The sequence below is a fragment of the Streptomyces flavochromogenes genome (assembly GCF_000717595.1).
In the GTDB taxonomy this organism is placed as follows: Bacteria; Actinomycetota; Actinomycetes; order Streptomycetales; family Streptomycetaceae; genus Streptomyces; species Streptomyces flavochromogenes.
Genome location: NZ_JNZO01000014.1, coordinates 284,946 through 301,404, shown reverse-complemented (window position 1 = coordinate 301,404; position 16,459 = coordinate 284,946). Strand labels below are relative to the sequence as shown.

Annotated in this window: 12 protein-coding genes and 1 pseudogene; 7 read left to right on the top strand and 6 right to left on the bottom strand. The window is 70.7% G+C overall.

The window, feature by feature from the left end; translation table 11 throughout:
* Nucleotides 1-15 precede the first annotated feature (15 nt).
* Nucleotides 16-939, bottom strand: a complete 924-nt coding sequence (locus tag IF00_RS0119525; protein WP_030319716.1) for a TauD/TfdA dioxygenase family protein — start codon at nt 937-939, stop codon at nt 16-18.
* Between the two features lie 263 nt (nt 940-1,202).
* Here IF00_RS0119525 and IF00_RS0119520 point away from each other — a divergent pair, with 263 nt between their 5' ends.
* The 3 genes from IF00_RS0119520 (at nt 1,203) to IF00_RS0119505 (ending at nt 4,376) form a co-directional block, all read left to right on the top strand.
* A complete protein-coding gene (locus IF00_RS0119520; RefSeq protein ID WP_245234576.1) occupies nt 1,203-1,733 on the top strand; it encodes a TetR/AcrR family transcriptional regulator in 531 nt (176 codons plus the stop codon).
* 841 nt (nt 1,734-2,574) lie between these two features.
* Nucleotides 2,575-3,423 carry an NAD(P)H-binding protein gene (locus tag IF00_RS0119510; RefSeq protein ID WP_030319712.1) on the top strand — a complete coding sequence of 283 codons (849 nt, stop codon included), beginning with the start codon at nt 2,575-2,577 and terminating at the stop codon, nt 3,421-3,423.
* 557 nt (nt 3,424-3,980) lie between these two features.
* Nucleotides 3,981-4,376 (top strand): hypothetical protein, encoded by a 396-nt coding sequence (locus IF00_RS0119505; RefSeq protein WP_030319711.1) that lies wholly within the window; start codon nt 3,981-3,983, stop codon nt 4,374-4,376.
* Nucleotides 4,377-4,466: 90 nt separating this feature from the next.
* Here IF00_RS0119505 and IF00_RS0119500 read toward each other — a convergent pair whose 3' ends face one another.
* Nucleotides 4,467-5,834 (bottom strand): pyridoxal phosphate-dependent decarboxylase family protein, encoded by a 1,368-nt coding sequence (locus IF00_RS0119500; protein ID WP_030319709.1) that lies wholly within the window; start codon nt 5,832-5,834, stop codon nt 4,467-4,469.
* A gap of 229 nt (nt 5,835-6,063) precedes the next feature.
* On the opposite strand from IF00_RS0119500, the gene IF00_RS0119495 reads away from it, so the two are divergent.
* Nucleotides 6,064-7,725, top strand: a complete 1,662-nt coding sequence (locus tag IF00_RS0119495) for a serine protease (RefSeq protein WP_158710501.1) — start codon at nt 6,064-6,066, stop codon at nt 7,723-7,725.
* Between the two features lie 77 nt (nt 7,726-7,802).
* Here IF00_RS0119495 and IF00_RS0119490 read toward each other — a convergent pair whose 3' ends face one another.
* Nucleotides 7,803-8,171, bottom strand: coding sequence for a low affinity iron permease family protein (locus IF00_RS0119490; RefSeq protein WP_030319705.1), 369 nt, complete (start codon nt 8,169-8,171; stop codon nt 7,803-7,805).
* Between the two features lie 341 nt (nt 8,172-8,512).
* Here IF00_RS0119490 and IF00_RS0119485 point away from each other — a divergent pair, with 341 nt between their 5' ends.
* Nucleotides 8,513-9,265 carry a hypothetical protein gene (locus tag IF00_RS0119485; protein ID WP_030319704.1) on the top strand — a complete coding sequence of 251 codons (753 nt, stop codon included), beginning with the start codon at nt 8,513-8,515 and terminating at the stop codon, nt 9,263-9,265.
* On the opposite strand, the gene IF00_RS0119480 is transcribed toward IF00_RS0119485, so the two are convergent.
* Complete coding sequence (locus tag IF00_RS0119480) at nt 9,234-10,361, bottom strand: DUF2235 domain-containing protein (protein WP_078944763.1); 1,128 nt, start codon at nt 10,359-10,361, stop codon at nt 9,234-9,236. The genes IF00_RS0119485 and IF00_RS0119480 overlap by 32 nt on opposite strands.
* A gap of 1,019 nt (nt 10,362-11,380) precedes the next feature.
* Entirely contained in the window at nt 11,381-12,841 is a 1,461-nt protein-coding gene (locus IF00_RS0119470; protein ID WP_030319700.1) for a catalase, read from the bottom strand.
* Nucleotides 12,842-13,161: 320 nt separating this feature from the next.
* On the opposite strand from IF00_RS0119470, the gene IF00_RS0119465 reads away from it, so the two are divergent.
* Together IF00_RS0119465 and IF00_RS0119460 are read left to right on the top strand one after the other, a co-directional pair.
* Nucleotides 13,162-13,560, top strand: coding sequence for a PIN domain-containing protein (locus IF00_RS0119465; protein WP_030319698.1), 399 nt, complete (start codon nt 13,162-13,164; stop codon nt 13,558-13,560).
* 104 nt (nt 13,561-13,664) lie between these two features.
* Nucleotides 13,665-14,669, top strand: a pseudogene (locus IF00_RS0119460) (ABC transporter substrate-binding protein); the annotation flags it as partial.
* 95 nt (nt 14,670-14,764) lie between these two features.
* Here IF00_RS0119460 and IF00_RS0119455 read toward each other — a convergent pair.
* The gene (locus IF00_RS0119455; protein WP_158710500.1) at nt 14,765-16,219 is read right to left on the bottom strand and encodes a phage integrase SAM-like domain-containing protein; all 1,455 of its coding nucleotides are present in this window, start codon (nt 16,217-16,219) and stop codon (nt 14,765-14,767) included.
* Between the last annotated feature and the right edge of the window lie 240 nt (nt 16,220-16,459).

Here is a 16,459-nt window from a genome sequence, read left to right as displayed (position 1 = left end):
AGGTGGCCGCGTGATTCAGGAGAGGGGGGCTCCCGCGATCGCGATGCGCTCCATGACGCGGCGCCGCGGGTAGTAGTCGTTGATCGCGTAGTGCTGGACCGCGATGTTGTCCCAGATCGCGACCGAGTCCGGCTGCCAGCGGAAGCGCACCTGGAATTCCGGCACCCTGGCCTGCAGGACGAGCTCGTCGAGCAGTTCGCGGCTCTCCGCCTCGGAGAGGCCGACGATCCGCGTGGTGAAGGGCTCGTTGACGTACAGCACCTTGCGGCCCGACTGGGGGTGGCGGACGACGACGGGATGTTCCACCGGCGGGAGCGTGCTCCGGTGTGCGGCGATCTGGTCCTCGGTCATGGTGGCGCCCCAGCTGGGTACCCAGTCGTGGATCGCGGTGAGTCCGTCGATCCTGACCTTCATGGCCTGCGAGAGGTTGTCGTAGGCGACGGCCATGTCCGCCCACATGGTGTCGCCGCCGGCTGACGGCACTTCCACGGCGCGCAGCACCGACCCGAGGGCGGGTGCGGCCATGAAGGAGTGATCGCTGTGCCAGATATTCTCGTTGCCGATGGCCTTGGCGTCCTTGGCCAGCCGGGAGACCCCGACGGTGTCGCCCTCGGGGAAGAAGGGGTTCACCTCGGGCGGGCCCCAGACGCCGGCGAGCGCGAGGTGGTGTTCGGACGTGAAGCGGTGCTGACCGCGGAAGAAGATCACCTTCCACTCCAGCAGGGCCCGCCGCAGTTCGTCGGCGAGTTCGGCATCGATCGGGTGCGAGAGGTCGACACCGGTGATCTCCGCACCGATGTGGGGGGTGAGCGCGGCGACGCCCACGAGCTTGTACTCGGCTTGCGGGGTGTCCGGCTCCGTACGGTGCAGGACTCGGCGCCCGTAGTGCATCAAGGGCTTGTCGAGGGCGGGCTTGGGCCTGGGGACGCTGATGGTCATGGAGTTCCTCCGCGGTGACCGTGAATTCGTTACCGGCAGTATTGATATGGCGTGAGGTCGCCGCAAGGGTCTGCGCGCGTCAATTTCGATACCGGCGGGAACTCTCGTCCCGCTGTGTCGGCGCGTCGATGCCCGGAGGTGTGGGACGGCCCTGCCTGCGTGGAGGGCGGTGCAGCCCATAGGGTCGGAACATGGTGGAGAAACAGGATGGAGACGTGGTGCGGGGGCCGGGCCGTCCGCGGGAAGAGCGGGTCACGCGTGCGGTGCTCGACGCCGTCGTGGAGCTGATCGCGGAGCAGGGGATGGGCGCGGTCACGATGGACGCCGTCGCCGCCCGCGCCGAGGTGAGCAAGCCGGCCATGTACCGGCGGTGGCCCACCAAGCAGGACCTGATCCTCGCGGCCGCCGAGTCGCGCATCGGTCCGCTGTCCGTCCCCGACAGGGGGGACTTCCGTGCTGAACTGCGAGAAATCCTGATGATTCGCATGGAGGCGTACCGGGTGCCGGGAGCGGACCGCCTGCTCGCCGGTGTGATCGGCTCGGCAGCCGAGACGGGGTCGGTTCGGAGCGCGTACGCGGACTACATCGCCCGGGCGACGGGCGAGACCAGGCGCATCCTCGAGCGGGGTATCGCCCGGGGGGATGTCCGCCCCGGCACGGATGTGGAGGCCGTCGCCACGCTGGTCGCGGGATCATTGCTGTTCCGTGTGATCGGAGAGCAACAGCTGCCGGACGAACACCTGGTGGAAGCGGTGTTGCAGCTCGTCACCCGTGCGGTCGGGGTGGACGGCTGACGCGAGGGTCCCCCCCCGTGGCGCGTGCGGAGGAGACTCCCCGGCCGTCGACTGCCGGGGAGCGCCCGTGTGTTGCGCCTGTCTGTCGCGAAGGGCTACGGGCGGCGATCCACCGACGTGACGGAAGGCCGCCACCCCGCAGTCAGGACCCGTCCGCCACGCCGGTGCCGTGGTCGACGGGGAGCCAGCCGTTCTGGGCTGCGTAGCAGCCCAGCTGAAACCTGGACCGACCGCCCGCCGGCTCCATCAGGGCCTGGATCCGGCGCTCCACTGTCCGCAAGGAGACACCGAGTCGAGCGGCTGTCCTCCGGTCGGATTCGCCCGGCGACAGCCGGGCCCGTGCTCCGGTGCGTGTACCGCACGACGCGAGGGAACGGGGTACCCACGGTGACCTTCACATCGCGTGACACCAGCGTGAGTTCGGTGTCGACCTCGGTGCCGGCCGCGGCGGAGGGGTCGGCTGCGGCGGTACCGGCCCCCACGCCGATGGCCAGGGGAACGGCGGCCAGGCCGGCCACGACCGTTCTCCGTGAGGTGTGGGGGGGCAGGCACTGCCGGGTTCGGGTGGTCCACGTGGGCCTCCGGGGAGAGTGCCGGGCGGGGGACGCGATGTGCCCACGGTCTTGGCCGCCCGGAGAGGGCGGACCATGCACAAAGGGCCCGCTCACGTGGATATTCCGGCCTTGAGGAGTCGCTCCGTGAGGTCCTGGAACGGGACGGTAGGCGCCCTCTACGTGCCTCCGGCGGCCCGGCGGTCAGCGCTCCGTCGGCCGGCGCTTGACCTGAACCTTGGTTGATGTACGAGAGTCGTGTCATCGAACGGCGAGACGTGGAGGTTCCGATGACACAGCCCAGGATCCTGGTGACCGGCGCGACCGGAAAGGTCGGCGGCGCGGTGGTGGCCCGACTGCACGCGGCGGGCGTGCCCGTGCGGGCGCTGGTGAGAGGGGAGGCGGACCTCCCGGAGGGTGTGCAGGCGGTACGCGGCGACCTCGCTGATCCCGCGTCACTGGACGCGGCTCTGGAAGGCGTCGACTCCGTCTTCCTGGTGTGGCCGTTCCTGAGCGCCGAGGGCGCGTCGGACGTGGTCGACGCGATCGGGAAGCGCGCCCGGCGGGTGGTGTACCTGTCGTCCGCCGGGGTCGGGGGCGAGGAGAAGCCGGGCGAGGCGATCACCATGTTCCACACCGAGCTGGAGCGTCTCATCGAGGCGTCGGGCCTGGAGTGGACGGCACTGCGGCCCACCGGGTTCGCGAGCAACACGCTGGGCTGGGCGGAGGAGATCCGCACCACCGGTGCCGTACGAGCGCCACTGGCACGGCTGGCCCGCCCGCTGATCCACGAGGAGGACATCGCCGCGGTCGCCGTTCACGCACTGACGACCGACGCCCTGCTCGGCGCCCGCCCCCTGATCACCGGCCTCGAACTGTGCACGCAGGAACGGCAGGTGGCACTGATCGGTGAGGCGATCGGGCGGCCTGTCCGGTTCGAGGAGATCGCACTGGACGAGGCCGTCGAGCAGATGAAGGCCGCGGGCTACCCGGCAGAACTGGTGGAGGCCGTGCTGCCGGCCCAGGCGGCGCTGCTCGACAGTCCGGAGCCGGTCAACGACGAGGTCGAGCGCATCACGGGTACTCCGGCCCGGTCCTTCCGGGAGTGGGCGGTGGACCACGCGGCGGACTTCCGCTGAGAGGGACCTCAGGGGTACCCGGCCAGACGCCGAGCACCAGGAGGGCGCGCCGCCGGCGCGGCTACGGTTGCGGCATGACGACCGCACCTGGACCTGGACGGCAAGCAGCACTACACGAGCCTTGAGGGCGATCACGGCTCCCTGATCGCGGAGGCGATCCGGGAGAGCGGCACCGGGCCGGAGCACGGCGTCGGCACGCGCGAGGGGGAGGGCGGCGGGTACACGGTCAGCACGGAGGACACCGGGACGGAGTACTGCGCGCCGTTGCCCCTGCACGGGCTTGAGGAGGATCACCGACTCAGCGGCAAGAGCCCTCGCTGAAGGTCGCGTGGGAACGGTAGAAGGCGAGCATGTCCGGACCGGGGGGCGGCCGGTCCTCGGCCCCGGGACATACCACCGGGGGCTGCTCATCCAGAGTCAGCGTGATGAGGACCCCACTGGCGGGCGAATGCCCCCCATTCACCGTGTGAGCTGCGGGTTCGAGTCCCGGTTACAGTGACCACGGCATCAGTCGGTTCGACCGCAAGGAGGCGGCGACCGTGCGAGGGAGGCACTGCGTGCTCGAGTGGAAACCGATCAGCTCCGGCGTCCGCCCCGTACCCGTCCCGGCCGCCACCTCGATCATCTGGACCATCACGGCCGTCACGGCCTTCGTCCTGGTCACGGCCTTCAACCTCCTCAAGGAACAGGGCGACCCCACCCTCGACCTGGTGGCCCTCTGTCTTGTCGTCGCCCTGGTCAGCACGGGAGCGCGTTTCGCCGCCGCACCGGGGACCGCCCTCCTGTGCTGGCTCGTCCTCAATGCCTTCGCCACCGCCCCCATCGGTGTGCTGACGTGGGAGATGCCGTACGAGGTCGGCCGCCTCGTCTGCCTTCTGGCCGCTGCGGGAGCGGGAACCGTGACGGCCCGCATCGCCCACGCCCGGGCCGCCTACCGACGCCTGACGTCGTAGGCGTTGCTCGGGCCGGCCGGCCGCGATCTCCCACACGGGGGCGGAAGCGCTGTCCGCCCGTACGTGGCGTCCCGTGGCATCCTCGGGTCTTCAGGCGCCCGCGGCCGCGCGCCGGATCGCGTCGAGCGTGCGCGCCACATCGTCGTCGGTGGTCGACCAGTTGCTCACCGAGATCCGCATGACACGCCTGCCGTGCCAGGTGGAGCCGCTGATCCACGCCGTGCCGTCGTCGAGCAGCCGGGCGAGTACCCGCTCGGTGCGTGCGTCGCTGCCGAACTCGGCGCAGACCTGTGTGAACGCGACCTCGTTGAGAACGGTCGCGCCGTCGATCTCGGCGATGGCGGCGGCGAACGCGGAGGCGTGACGACAGAGGCGGTCGACGAGGTCGGACACGCCTGATCGGCCCAGGGACCTGAGGACGGCCCACACGGTGAACGCCCTGCCGCGCCGCGAGAGTTCGGGCACCTTGTCGATGGGGTCGCCTTGCTCGTGCTGGATGAGGTAGTCGCCACGCTGGCCCATCGCCGCCCGGACCGCGGACGCGTCGCGCACGATCGCGAGTCCGCAGTCGTAGGGGACGTTCAGCGTCTTGTGGGCGTCCGTCGCCCAGGAGTCCGCGTTCGCGCAGCCCGCCGTCAGGTGCGCGCGGTGCGGCGATGCGGCCGCCCACAGGCCGAACGCGCCGTCGACATGGACCCAGGCGTCTGCCTCCCGCGCCGCACGGATGCTCGCGGCGAAAGGATCGAAGGCGCCGGAATGGATGTCGCCGGCCTGCAGGATCACGATCGTGGCGCGTCGTCCGCCGGCCGCCAGCGCCTTCCGCAGGGCCTCGGGCTCGATGCGTCCTTGATCGTCCGCCGCCACCAGCTCGGGCCGACCGAGCCCGAGGTAGCGCAAGGCCAGGTCGATGGCCATGTGCCGGGACTCGCCGGCGACGACACGCACGGGCGGGCCACCCGTGAGGCCGTCGCGGGTGACGTTCCAGCCGACGCGCCGCAGGACCGTGTCCCGCCCGGCGGCGAGGCACGTGAAGTTCGCCATCGTCGCACCCGTGGTGAAGCCCACGGAGCTGTCGCCCGGGAGACCGAGCAGATCGAGCAACCATGCGCCGGCGATCTCCTCCGCCGCCGCGTACGCGGGCGAGACGGTGCGCATCACGCAATTCTGGTCCCAGGCGCTGACCAGCCAGTCAGCGGCCAGCGCGGCCGGCTCGGTGCCGCCCACCACGAACCCGTAGAAGCGGCCGCTCGGGAACGCGGTGAGCCCCGGCTCGCAGGCCGTGGCCAGCAGGTCGACGACGTCGGCGGGCGGGCTGGGACCGGCAGGCAGTTCGGCACCGAGCGCGCTCACGATCTCGTCGACCGAGGCGCGGGCGGGAATCCGGCGGTCGGGCAGGCTCGACAGCCACCGGACAGCATGGTCGTACGCCTGTCGGAGCGCCGCCTCGCGCGCGTCCATACCTCGGACTATGCGACGGTCCCTGCCGCCCCGCAAGCCGACCGCGGGCCCCTTCCGCGAGCGGGCGGGGCCCGGCCCGGCCACGGACGGGGCACGCCGTTCGCCATTCCCTGTCCGCGCGTGCCCCCGGGCGGCGGGACGGGCGGGCCGGCGGTCGCCTCCTCGGCGACGCGAGGGGGCTGTGATGCGGCTCACGGGAACGAGGGGGCGGGCGGGCCCAGTGCAGATCATGAACGTCTACTCGAAGCACTCTCCCTCGCCCCTTCCGTCCCTCCCGTCCGCCTCCGCCCGGGCAGCGACGCGCCGGTCCGTGCTGCGCGGGCTCGGCGTCGCGACGGCGGCGGGCGCCGCCGCGGTCTGCCTGCCGGCCGCCACGGCCCACGCCGCACCCGCCGGGCGGCGGACGGGCGGCGCCTCCGACACGTACGCGCTGACCCTCGTTCACCTGGGCCGCGACGGCGCGCCGACCACCGATTACCGCACCCTGCTGACCGCGCTGTCCGGGCCCGACGCCGGCAGCGGCAGGCAGCTGAAGGACATGCCCAGCACCGTCACCGTCCAGGTGCCCGCCGGGCGGTACATGCTCGACTCCACCCTCGCGACCAGGCCGGTGGGGGAGGGGAACGCGGGGAACGACTGGCTGGTGCGGCCCCGGCTGGACATCGACCGCGACACGACCCTGGTGCTCGACGCCCGGATCGCGCGCCCGGTGGACATCCGGCCGCCGGTCGCCGACGCGGTGTTCGAGCAGACCGGGGCGTTCGCCGAGGTGACGTACGAGGGGGTCACCGGGGTGGCGAACCTGATGACGATGTCGCTGGACCTCCGGATGGCGCACCTCGGGCCGGCCGCCGAGCAAGGGGCCGTGCGGACCTGGGTGGACTCGTACTGGAGCCGGCCGGGCGGTGTCTGCGCCCTCGGCTACGCCTTCCACGGCGAGCGGGCGCTGACCGGTCTGGTCCGGCACCCGGCGCCCGGCGACCTGGCCACGCTGGTGGTACGCGCGGGGGTGCCCGCGTCCGGCGGGGGGACGGCCCTCGTCGACTTCTCGCCGTCGGCAGGCCCCTCCCCCGCGCTGGCGCTGCCGGTGCGTTCGGGGGGCACCGGGACGTTCCTCCTCACGCCCGAGCGCGGCACCTGGGACCTCGTGTACAGCGCGCAGCCGGAACAGGAGGAGGGACCCGCCAACAACTACTTCGTCCTCGGGCGCTCGTTCACGCCCGGCTCCACCACGGTGCACACCTTCGACACCCCGGTCTTCGGCCCGGCCCTGGACTCCTCGCCCGACGCCCGGCCCGTCGCGCGGCGCACCGGTGACACCCTGGACCTGACGGTGCCGCTGCTCGCCGACGGTGACGGCCACACACCGTCCTCGCCCCTGTTCACCGCGTCGACGGTCACGCTGCACCGCAACGGCACCCCGGTCGCGACCCGCCGCGGCGAGAAGCCGGGCCACGCCTCGTTCACGGTGCCGGCGGGGCGGGCCGCCTACCGGCTGACGGCGAGCGCGACGCGGTCGCGCGGAAGCGTCACGGCGGCGTGGACGTTCACCTCGGCCACGACGGTCAGCGCCACCGACCTCCCGCTGAGCGCCGTACGCTTCGGCCCCGACGTCGCGCTCGACGGCACCGCCCCGCCGCACACCACGAGCGGGGTGGCGGTGACGGTGGAGGGCGCGGCCAGGCGGGCGGGAGTGCGGTCGCTGACCGTGTCCGTGTCGACGGACCGGGGCGCCACCTGGACGCGGGCGGCCGTGACCGGCGGACGGACCACGGTGACGACGCCGGGGCCCGGCAAGGCGGTGTCGCTGCGCGCGGAGCTGACGGACGCGCAGGGCAACGCCCTCACCCAGACCCACATCGACGCGTACGTCACGCGGTCCGCCACCTAGCGCGCTGACGGCGGGCCGGCCGCCGGACGAGGCCGAGGACACCGGCGGCCGGAATCCAGCCGCAGTGGCCGGTCGTCTCAGGAGTCCTCCTCCGAGCCGATGGCCTCCTCCAGCGAGTCGAATGCCTCGCCGGTCGCACGTCGGCGTTCCTGAAGGAGCGCCAGCGCGACCGCGTCGAGCTTGCGCTGGATCGCACGGTCCGCCCGCCGCTCGGCGTTCTTGAGCAGGGCGAGCAGCAGCAGGGTCACCGAGACCATGGTGTCCCCGACAAGGAGCTGCCAGCTCGCCGGCAGACCCGCCGCATGGACCCAGACGAAGGCTCCGACGAGCAGCAGGCAGAACGTGAAGAACAGAGGGGAGCTCGTCAGATTCGACGCTCGCTCCGCGAGGCGTTCGAACGGGCCTCGCCCATGGCCTCCCCGTTCGGAAGGGTGCTGCAGGGTCATGTTCCGTGCCTACCTCAGCAGCACCGGGACCGCATCTCGCCATGCCGGTTCCGTGGTCGAAACCTGGGGGAACCCGCCTCGTGGGGCACTCTCCGACTCTGCGGCGAAGGGCCGAATCCGCGACCGCGGTTTCGGCCCTTCGGGTTGTCCGTCGTCCGGCTGACCGCTCGGACGCCTCCCGGCGAGCATCCCCGCCGGTCGGCGGCGGCTCAGCGTGGCAACCCAGGGGGTCCTGTGGGTGGTTGAACGTGCACGCGTCCCCGGTCGCGCTGCGGCCCGCAAGGCGGTGTGAATACCATGGAACAGCCGGATTTTCCCGGACATCGTGCGGGAGCGAAGCCATGAACCTGCTGCCGATCGAGATCAAGGTCAACATCGAGGGTGAGGCCGCAGCGGCCCTGTCGGCGCTGGGCGGGGAGGGCGTCGCGCAGACCACGCGCCGGATCTGGTTCGCGGAGGACCGGGACGGCGTCGCCGACGGCCGGGTGCGCTTGCTGGACGAGGGCGTGATCGTACGGTTCAGGATCGGTGGCGGCCTGGACGAACTGACCGTGAAGTTGCGGCCGTGCGACCGGGAGAAGCTGGTAGGCCGGTTCACGGACCCGTTCGACGCCACGCCGTTCACGTACCGGATCGAGGAGGACTGGTCGGCGGACCGCCGGATGGTCGCCGCCTCCCTGACCCACGGTCACCCTCCGGGCGCGTTGCTGGGCGCGGTGCAGCCCGGGGCGGATTCCGCCGCGTCGATCGGCGCGCTGCAGGACCAGTTCCTGGACGTCTGCGTACCCGCCGTCCGGCTCGACGGGCTGGTCGCGCTGGGGCCGGTCCTCTCCACGAAGGCAGCCGACGTCGCGCTCGGTGATCTGGAGGTCGATCTGGAGGCGTGGCGGGTCGCCGGACTGCAGTTTCTTGAGGCGTCGACCCGGGTGAAGCCCAAGGACGGGGACGACGTCGAGGAGTTGGCGGCGCGGGCCGAGCGCAGGCAGCGGAAGCTGGAGGAGGCGGTGCGGGAGCGCGGGGTGACACTCTCCGAGCTCCCCGACAGCAAGACCCGCCGGGTCCTCACCGCCCTGGCGAAGGCCCGTCGCCCCTGACCCCCGCCGTCTGCCGAGACGCCCGCGCCCCGGCTCCGGCGCGGGGATGCGGCGTCAACCACTCCTTGTCCGTCCAGATCACCCCGTCCGGGATCCGCTTCGCGTACCCGGTGTCCGCCGCGATCCGCAGCCGTACGCTCTCGTGCACGTGGGCACCGGCAGGGACCCGGCGCGGTCGGTAGGTGAGCAGGGCCCACACGGCGCCCATGCGGTGCACCGTGCCCAGCGCGTGACCGGCGTCGAGCGTGAGGTGCTTGCCGTAGCCGTTCTTCCGGAGCAGCAGGTCCGCGTCGAGGGCGCCGTCCACGATCCACTTGAGTGCGACGGTGGGCAGCTTCGGGTCGTCGTCGAAGGTGCCGCCCACGTCGGAGTGGACTCCGGCGAACCAGGCCTCCTCGATGAGCGGCCCCGGTGCTCCCGGCTTCTCCGGCGGCAGGACGAGGTATTCCTCGTACGGTCGGCGCTTCTCGTCGATCGAGACGGCGTGTCGGACACGCCCCACGTTGGGGATCCGTCGCGTGAAGAGCCAGCGCAGGTTCCAGCGCAGCAGTCCGGCCGCCTTGACCGAGTCCCAGATTCCCATGAAATGAACGGGGATTCCGGTGTGTTCGTCCACCCTGCGACTGAACGCGTGGGCGAATTGGTGCAGTTGCCTCCAGTCGTCGTCGGTCCAGGTCCGGTTCTTGGCGTACACGGAGATCGCGTACGGCACGAGGTTCTCCGATCCGGGCCGTAGCAGGCCGACTGCCTTGAGCAGCCCGGCCAGGGCGCGTGCGGTGTACGCGCCGCGGCTGAAGCCGAAGAGGTAGATCCGGTCGCCGGGTTCGTAATGGTGCATCAGGTAGGTGTACGCCTCGGCCAGGTTCTCCTTGAGCCCGGCGCCGAAGGCGAGGCCGAGGAGCCGGGAGAGCTTCCGGGCCGGGAGGGTCCAGGCGCCGGCGGCGGCGAACGTACCGACGCCGGGGTCGTAGTAGGCGATCTGCGCCGTCGGGTCGCCGAGGTCGAGCATCTCGTAGAGGGTGACGACATTGGTGTTGCCGCGGGCCTTGAGCTGGTTGCCCGTCCCGTCCAGGCACACCACGATGTTCTTTCCCATCACGGCCTCCGAGGGACATAAGCCACTCCTCCTCCTATGCTAGAAGCAAAGCCTCCCACCGGCCCGCCCATGCGCCACGTGGAGGTTCCATGGCCGGATTCACCGTCCACGTCGAGGACGTGGGCGTCGCGGCGACCCACGCACTCGTCATCGGGGTCGGGGCGTACGCGCATCTGCAGGGTGGTCGCCGACGGACCATCCGGGCGCAGTGGCCATGCGGCAGCTCTCCTCGCCGCCCGTCTCGGCACGCGAGTTCGCGACCTGGATGATCGGCGGGTACCACGACACGAGCGGACCCCTGGGGACCCTCGCGCTCCTGTGGAGCGGGGCCGCGCCCGCGCCCTTCGTCCACCCGGCGACGGGGGCGGAGCAGGTCGTGGAAGAGGCGACCATCGACAACGGCGTCGCCGCCGTCACCGAGGGGAAGGAACGGGGCGACACGGACAACCTCGGGTGGGTTCCGCTCAGCGGCAGCCCCTGCCCGAGGGTCTCGTGCCACGGAAACACGCGTCTACTTCGCGACACTGCACAGCCAGGAGTCCTTCGCCCGCGCCGGCCGCGTCAGCCTGTTCACCGACGCGCTGCCGCGACGCTTCGACGGCGCGGGAAGTCGTCCTCACCGGTGACGCTGACGCCCCGCGCCTGGTGGCCGCGCTCCGCCCGCGTACCGAGGCGGAGAACGCCGGCTGCGGATCGGCGCCCTTGAGGTCGCCCACCACGGCAGCGCCAAGAACCTCTCGAACAACCTCCTCGGCCTCCTCGACTGCGGCCGCAATCTGATCTCCACGTACGGAAAGGTCCACGGCCACCCCGACGACATCGCGATCGCCCGGATCCTGAAGAACGGGGGAGCGACGAAGGACCTGTTCTTCAACTACCGCGAACCGGTCCGCGAACCGGGACGTGCCCGACCTCACGGACCGGTTCGGCTACGCCGTCCACGCGTCGGCGCAGGCGGCCCGGACGGCTTCTTCACGGTGGAGTGCTGAGCGCGACCGAGCACGGCCCTACGGCCGTCCCTAGGAGGCCTGCTTGGCGCGGACGCCCTCGGAGATGCGCTTGCCGAGGGCTGCGTCGATGTTCGTCCAGTACGTGAAGGCACGCTCCAGGACCGGCTCGCTCACGCCGTCGAGGAGGTGGCCGACCACGTTGTCCACGAGCCGGTCGCGGGCGGCGTCGTCCAGTACCTCGCGCACGAGGGTTCCGGGCTGGCCCCAGTCGTCGTCCTCCGGATGTGAGACGTAGGCCGCCCGGGTGATCTCGCCGTCGGCGGTCCAGCTCGGCGGACTGCCGTACCGCTCGGTGTCGGCCGCGGGTCCGCCCTTGGAGTTCGGAGCGTAGACCGGATCGGACGTCTTCCGGTACGCCATCGCCCCGTCCTTCGAGTAGGTGTGGACGTCGACGACCGGGGCGTTCACCGGCAGCTGTTGATAGTTGGTGCCGAGGCGGGCCCGGTGGGCGTCCGCGTAGGAGAAGAGCCGGGCGAGGAGCATCCGGTCGGGGCTCGGTCCGATGCCGGGGACCAGGTTGTTCGGCTGGAACGCGGCCTGCTCGATCTCGGCGTGGTTGTCGGTGGGATTGCGGTCCAGCGTCATGCGGCCCACCGGGATGAGCGGATAGTCGCCGTGCGGCCAGACCTTGGTGAGGTCGAACGGGTTGAACCGGTACCCGGCCGCGTCCTCGTACGGCATCACCTGCACGTGCAGCGTCCACGACGGGAAGTCCCCGTCCCGGATGTGCTCGAACAGATCCCGCATGTGGAAGTCGGAGTCCTCGCCCGCCAGCCGGTCGGCGTCCGCCTGGGTGAGGAAGTCGATGCCCTGGTCGGTCTTGAAGTGGTACTTCACCCAGAACCGCTCACCGGACGCGTTGATCCACATGTACGTGTGGGAGGTGTACCCGTTCATATGGCGCCAGCTGCGGGGGATACCGCGGTCACCCATCAGCCAGGTGACCTGGTGCGCGGACTCGGGGGAGAGGGTCCAGAAATCCCACTGCATGTCGTGGTCGCGCAGGTTGCTGTCGGCACGGCGCTTCTGGGACCGGATGAAGTGCTGGAACTTCATCGGGTCCTTGACGAAGAACACGGGCGTGTTGTTGCCGACCATGTCGTAGTTGCCCTCGGACGTGTAGAACTTCACCGCGAAACCGCGCGGGTCCCGCCAGGTGTCCGGGCTGCCGCGCTCGCCGGCCACCGTGGAGAAGCGGGCGACCAGGTCGGTGCGGGTGCCCGGCTGGAACAGCGCGGCCTTGGTGTAGCGGCTGACGTCGTGGGTGACCTCGAAGTGGCCGAACGCGCCGCTGCCCTTGGCGTGCGGCTGGCGTTCCGGGATGCGCTCGCGGTTGAACTGCGCCATCTGCTCGATCAGATAGGCGTCCTGGAGGAGGATCGGCCCCCCGGGACCCACGGTGAGCGAGTGCTCGTCGCTTTCCACCGGGGCGCCGGAGTCGGTCGTCGTCGCGGGTCGGCTCTCGGTCATGGATCTTCTGCCTTTCGTCGTCGCCCCCGCCTACCCTCTTCCGTCGAGGTGAAAGCCGCCACCTGAGGTCCCCGTCGAACCCGCCGGGGTCCCAGGCACGCCGGGGTCCGGGGTGCGGGGGCCGGCGTCGGCCGGGAGGCGGGTGAACGGTGTCACTCGGCCGAACCCGGCAAGCGCGGTGGGGGCCCCGAGGCAAGGCTGTCGTACGAGCGTCCCAGGCCGGTGAGGCTCCCCCGGGGAACCGCCGTCGAGCCGGTACGTCCGGGACCCCGGCGACACCGTCACCGCCTGCCCGTAGGGCTTGCTGACATCCTGGGGCGATGAGCCCTGATGACTCGCAGCTCCGTCCCCTGCTCGTGGTCGACGGCGCCAACGTCGTGGGATCGGTGCCGGACGGCTGGTGGCGGGACCGGCGCGGGGCCGCGGAGCGGCTGCGCGACCGGCTCGCCATGACGGGCGGACCGGCCGACGGCCCGTTCGCGGGCCCGTACGAGATCGTGCTGGTCGTGGAGGGCCGCGCCCGGGGCGTCGCCTCCGTACCCGGCGTGCGGGTCGAGGAGGCGCCCGGCAGCGGCGACGACCTGATCGCCGAACTGGCCCGGAGCGCGGGCGGCCGGCCGTGCCTGGTCGTCACGGCCGACCGCGAACTGCGCCGGCGGGTGGAGGAGGCGGGCGCCCGCTGCACGGGGCCCCGCAGCATCCCCGCGGCACCGCACTAGGAGGCAGACCTGCCACCTGACGGTTCGTCAATTGACGCTGTATCAGTCATTGACGGTTCGTCAGGTCGGTTACAGAATGCGGTCACCCGACGGAGGGATCGCCCGTGCCTCGACCGTTGCGCCTCATCGCCGCCAGCTTCGCCCTGCTCCTCGTCACCGCCTGCAACTCCGCGTCCAGCGGCGGGGGCACCCCCTCCTCCGTACGCGGAGTCACCGCCGACACGATCAAGGTCGGAGGCATCGTCTCCATGACGACCGCCAGCGGCTACTCCAAGAAGGACACCGACCTCGGCGCCCGGGCCCGCTACGACCGGGCCAACGCCGAGGGCGGGATCAACGGCCGGCGGATCGAGTACCTGGGGGCCGAGGACGACGGCCAGGACCCCGCGAGGAACCTGGCCGCGGCGCGCAAGCTCGTCCAGCAGGACAAGGTCTTCGCCGTCTCGCCCATGAGCTCGGTCACCTTCGCCGGGGCCGACTTCCTCGACGCCCAGAAGGTCCCGACGGTGGGCTGGGGCACTCTCCCCTCGTTCTGCGGCCCGGCGCACCTCTACGGCTTCAACGGCTGCCTCGTCCCGACGCCGGGCGGCACGCTCAACCAGACCTGGCCCGAGGGTCTCGCGGCCGTCCTGGGCGGCTCGCGCGGCAAGTCGGTCGCGCTGATCGCCGGCGACAACGACGCCGGCAAGTTCGGCATCCGCACCTTCACCCAGGGCTTCAAGGCCGCCGGCTTCCAGGTCGCGTACGCCAAGGCCGTGGTGCCGGCGACCTCGATGCCCAGCGACTGGTCGGCCTACACCAAGGAGATCCTCCGCTCGGGTCCCGGCGGCGGCGCACCGGACGCCGTCGTCTCCGTGATGCAGACGCCGTACAACATCGGCCTTTTCACCGCGCTCAAGCGGTCCGGCTACAAGGGCGTCATCTCCGACCCGACGGACTACGACCCCGGGCTGCTCGCGAAGGACGCGACGAAGCAGGCCCTCGACGGGGTCCACGTACTGCTTCAGTTCCAGCCCTTCGAGTCGGACACCCCCGCGATGCGGCAGTTCAAGGCCGACATCAAGAAGGCATCCGGCGGCACGGACGTACCCCTCAACATGCACATGATGGCCTAGGAATCCGTAGTTCTGGTCCCTCAGCACCGGCCTGACCTGCAAAACATTCTTCCCGTCACCCACCAGTGGGAAACGACTGGGAAACCGAGCTACGCGTCAGCCAGCAACCGACGCCGCGCCTGAAGCACCGAGTTCCTTTGCGAGCCAGGCCGAGCCGCCTCCACGCCAGCAACGATCGCGTCAGGTTCGGTCACACCTTCCGCGAGCATCTGCCGCACCAGCGCAGTAATGGAACCGACGGCGTTCTGCTGGACCACCTGCTTGTCGCGAACAGGCCGATCCCTCAGGGCCGCCGGCAGGGCCTCCCATCGGGCCTGCAGAGAGCGCATGATCCCCTGCTCCATGGCGACCGTGAGGTTGCTGTAGGTCCCTTCGACGCCTGCCAACTCGTGCCCCATGCGAGCTTCGACGGCGAACCGCGGGTGCCCATCCTCGTCGAGCCATTCCTTGTGCCCGTGTCGGACGAGGTACTGGCGCTTGCCGACGAATCGCTGCACAGGAGGCATCTCCTCCCGCCACAGCTTCGGCCCGCCGGAGGCAGGGGCACCGTCGGCCACGGGGCGCCAGTACTCCTTGTTGAACGAGGCCGCACCGAGGCTGCCCCCCTCGATCGCCGGGAACACCCAGGGAGACTCATGGGAGGCCAGCAGCGCCTCAAGGAGCCCCGCCAGGAATGGCGGCACAACCAGCGTGCGGAAGCTGTCGTACTTGGGAGGGTGGAGGCTGAGGATGCCGTTCTCGTACTGCACTTGGCGCTCGACACGGATGGCAGGCAGCAGCTCACCGTCTGCGCCGTACCTCAGCAGGTCGTCGGCGTAGCGATCCACTTCGCTCTCGTCCTGACGCAGGTCCGTCTTGGGCCAGTGCGGGTAGCAGTACTCCCGTGTGAGCCCGTACAGCTCTGCTGGTCGCATGCCGGTCATTGCCATCGTCCACACATAGACGAAGCCGGCAAGGCCCCATCGGATGTCGGCGTTGTGCGCCAGCCTTGCAACGGACTCAACCGCCATGTCGTGCTTGCGCTCGCGCGGCTTCCGCTCGAACTTGCCCCGGCGGCCCTGGCGCTCAATGGGGGCCTGCTTGATCAGGCCGGCCTTCACGGCGTCGTCCATGATCGTGGCGAAGGTACTCAGGATCTGGGTCTGGCTCTTCGCGCCCAAAGGAACGGCCGCCAGGTACTTCTTGAACGACCGGTGGTCCATGATCGTGAGCTCGCTGACGGGCCGCTGCTTGAAGAATGCCTTGATATGCGCGACGCGCCACTTGTAGTTCCGGATGGACAGGTGGCGGAGGTCCAGAGATTCAAACCAGCTGTCCGCCCAATCCGACACTGGTGTCGCGCCGTCGCGGTTGCTGACATGTGTGCCGTGCCGAATCTCGTACAGCTTGTCCTGGCCGTGCCTGTAGGCGCTGTCCTCGTCGGTGAACCCGCCCTTGGACTCGTAGCGCTTACGCCCGTTCGGCAGGTGGTCGCCTGCCCACCACTTCACGCGGCAGGTGCTTCCTCGCCATTCGACGTGAACGTGCTGATCGAAGCCAGCCATGCGGCTACCCCCTCTGTGCGGGTGGAGGACGCGGATGCCTGGCAGGTACCCCTACCGCCAAGGCTTCCGCGTTCCCATGATCTCAGCTCCAGCTACCGAGGGGGCAGCCGGAACAATTGCCACAGGTCCCACCATGAGACTCGACCAACTCCCGCATGTTGTTGCTGGCTTCACTGCGGGGGAGCAGCTGGCGAGGTACGACACAGACGATTTCGTTGTCGGTCTTCACTACGGTCCCCT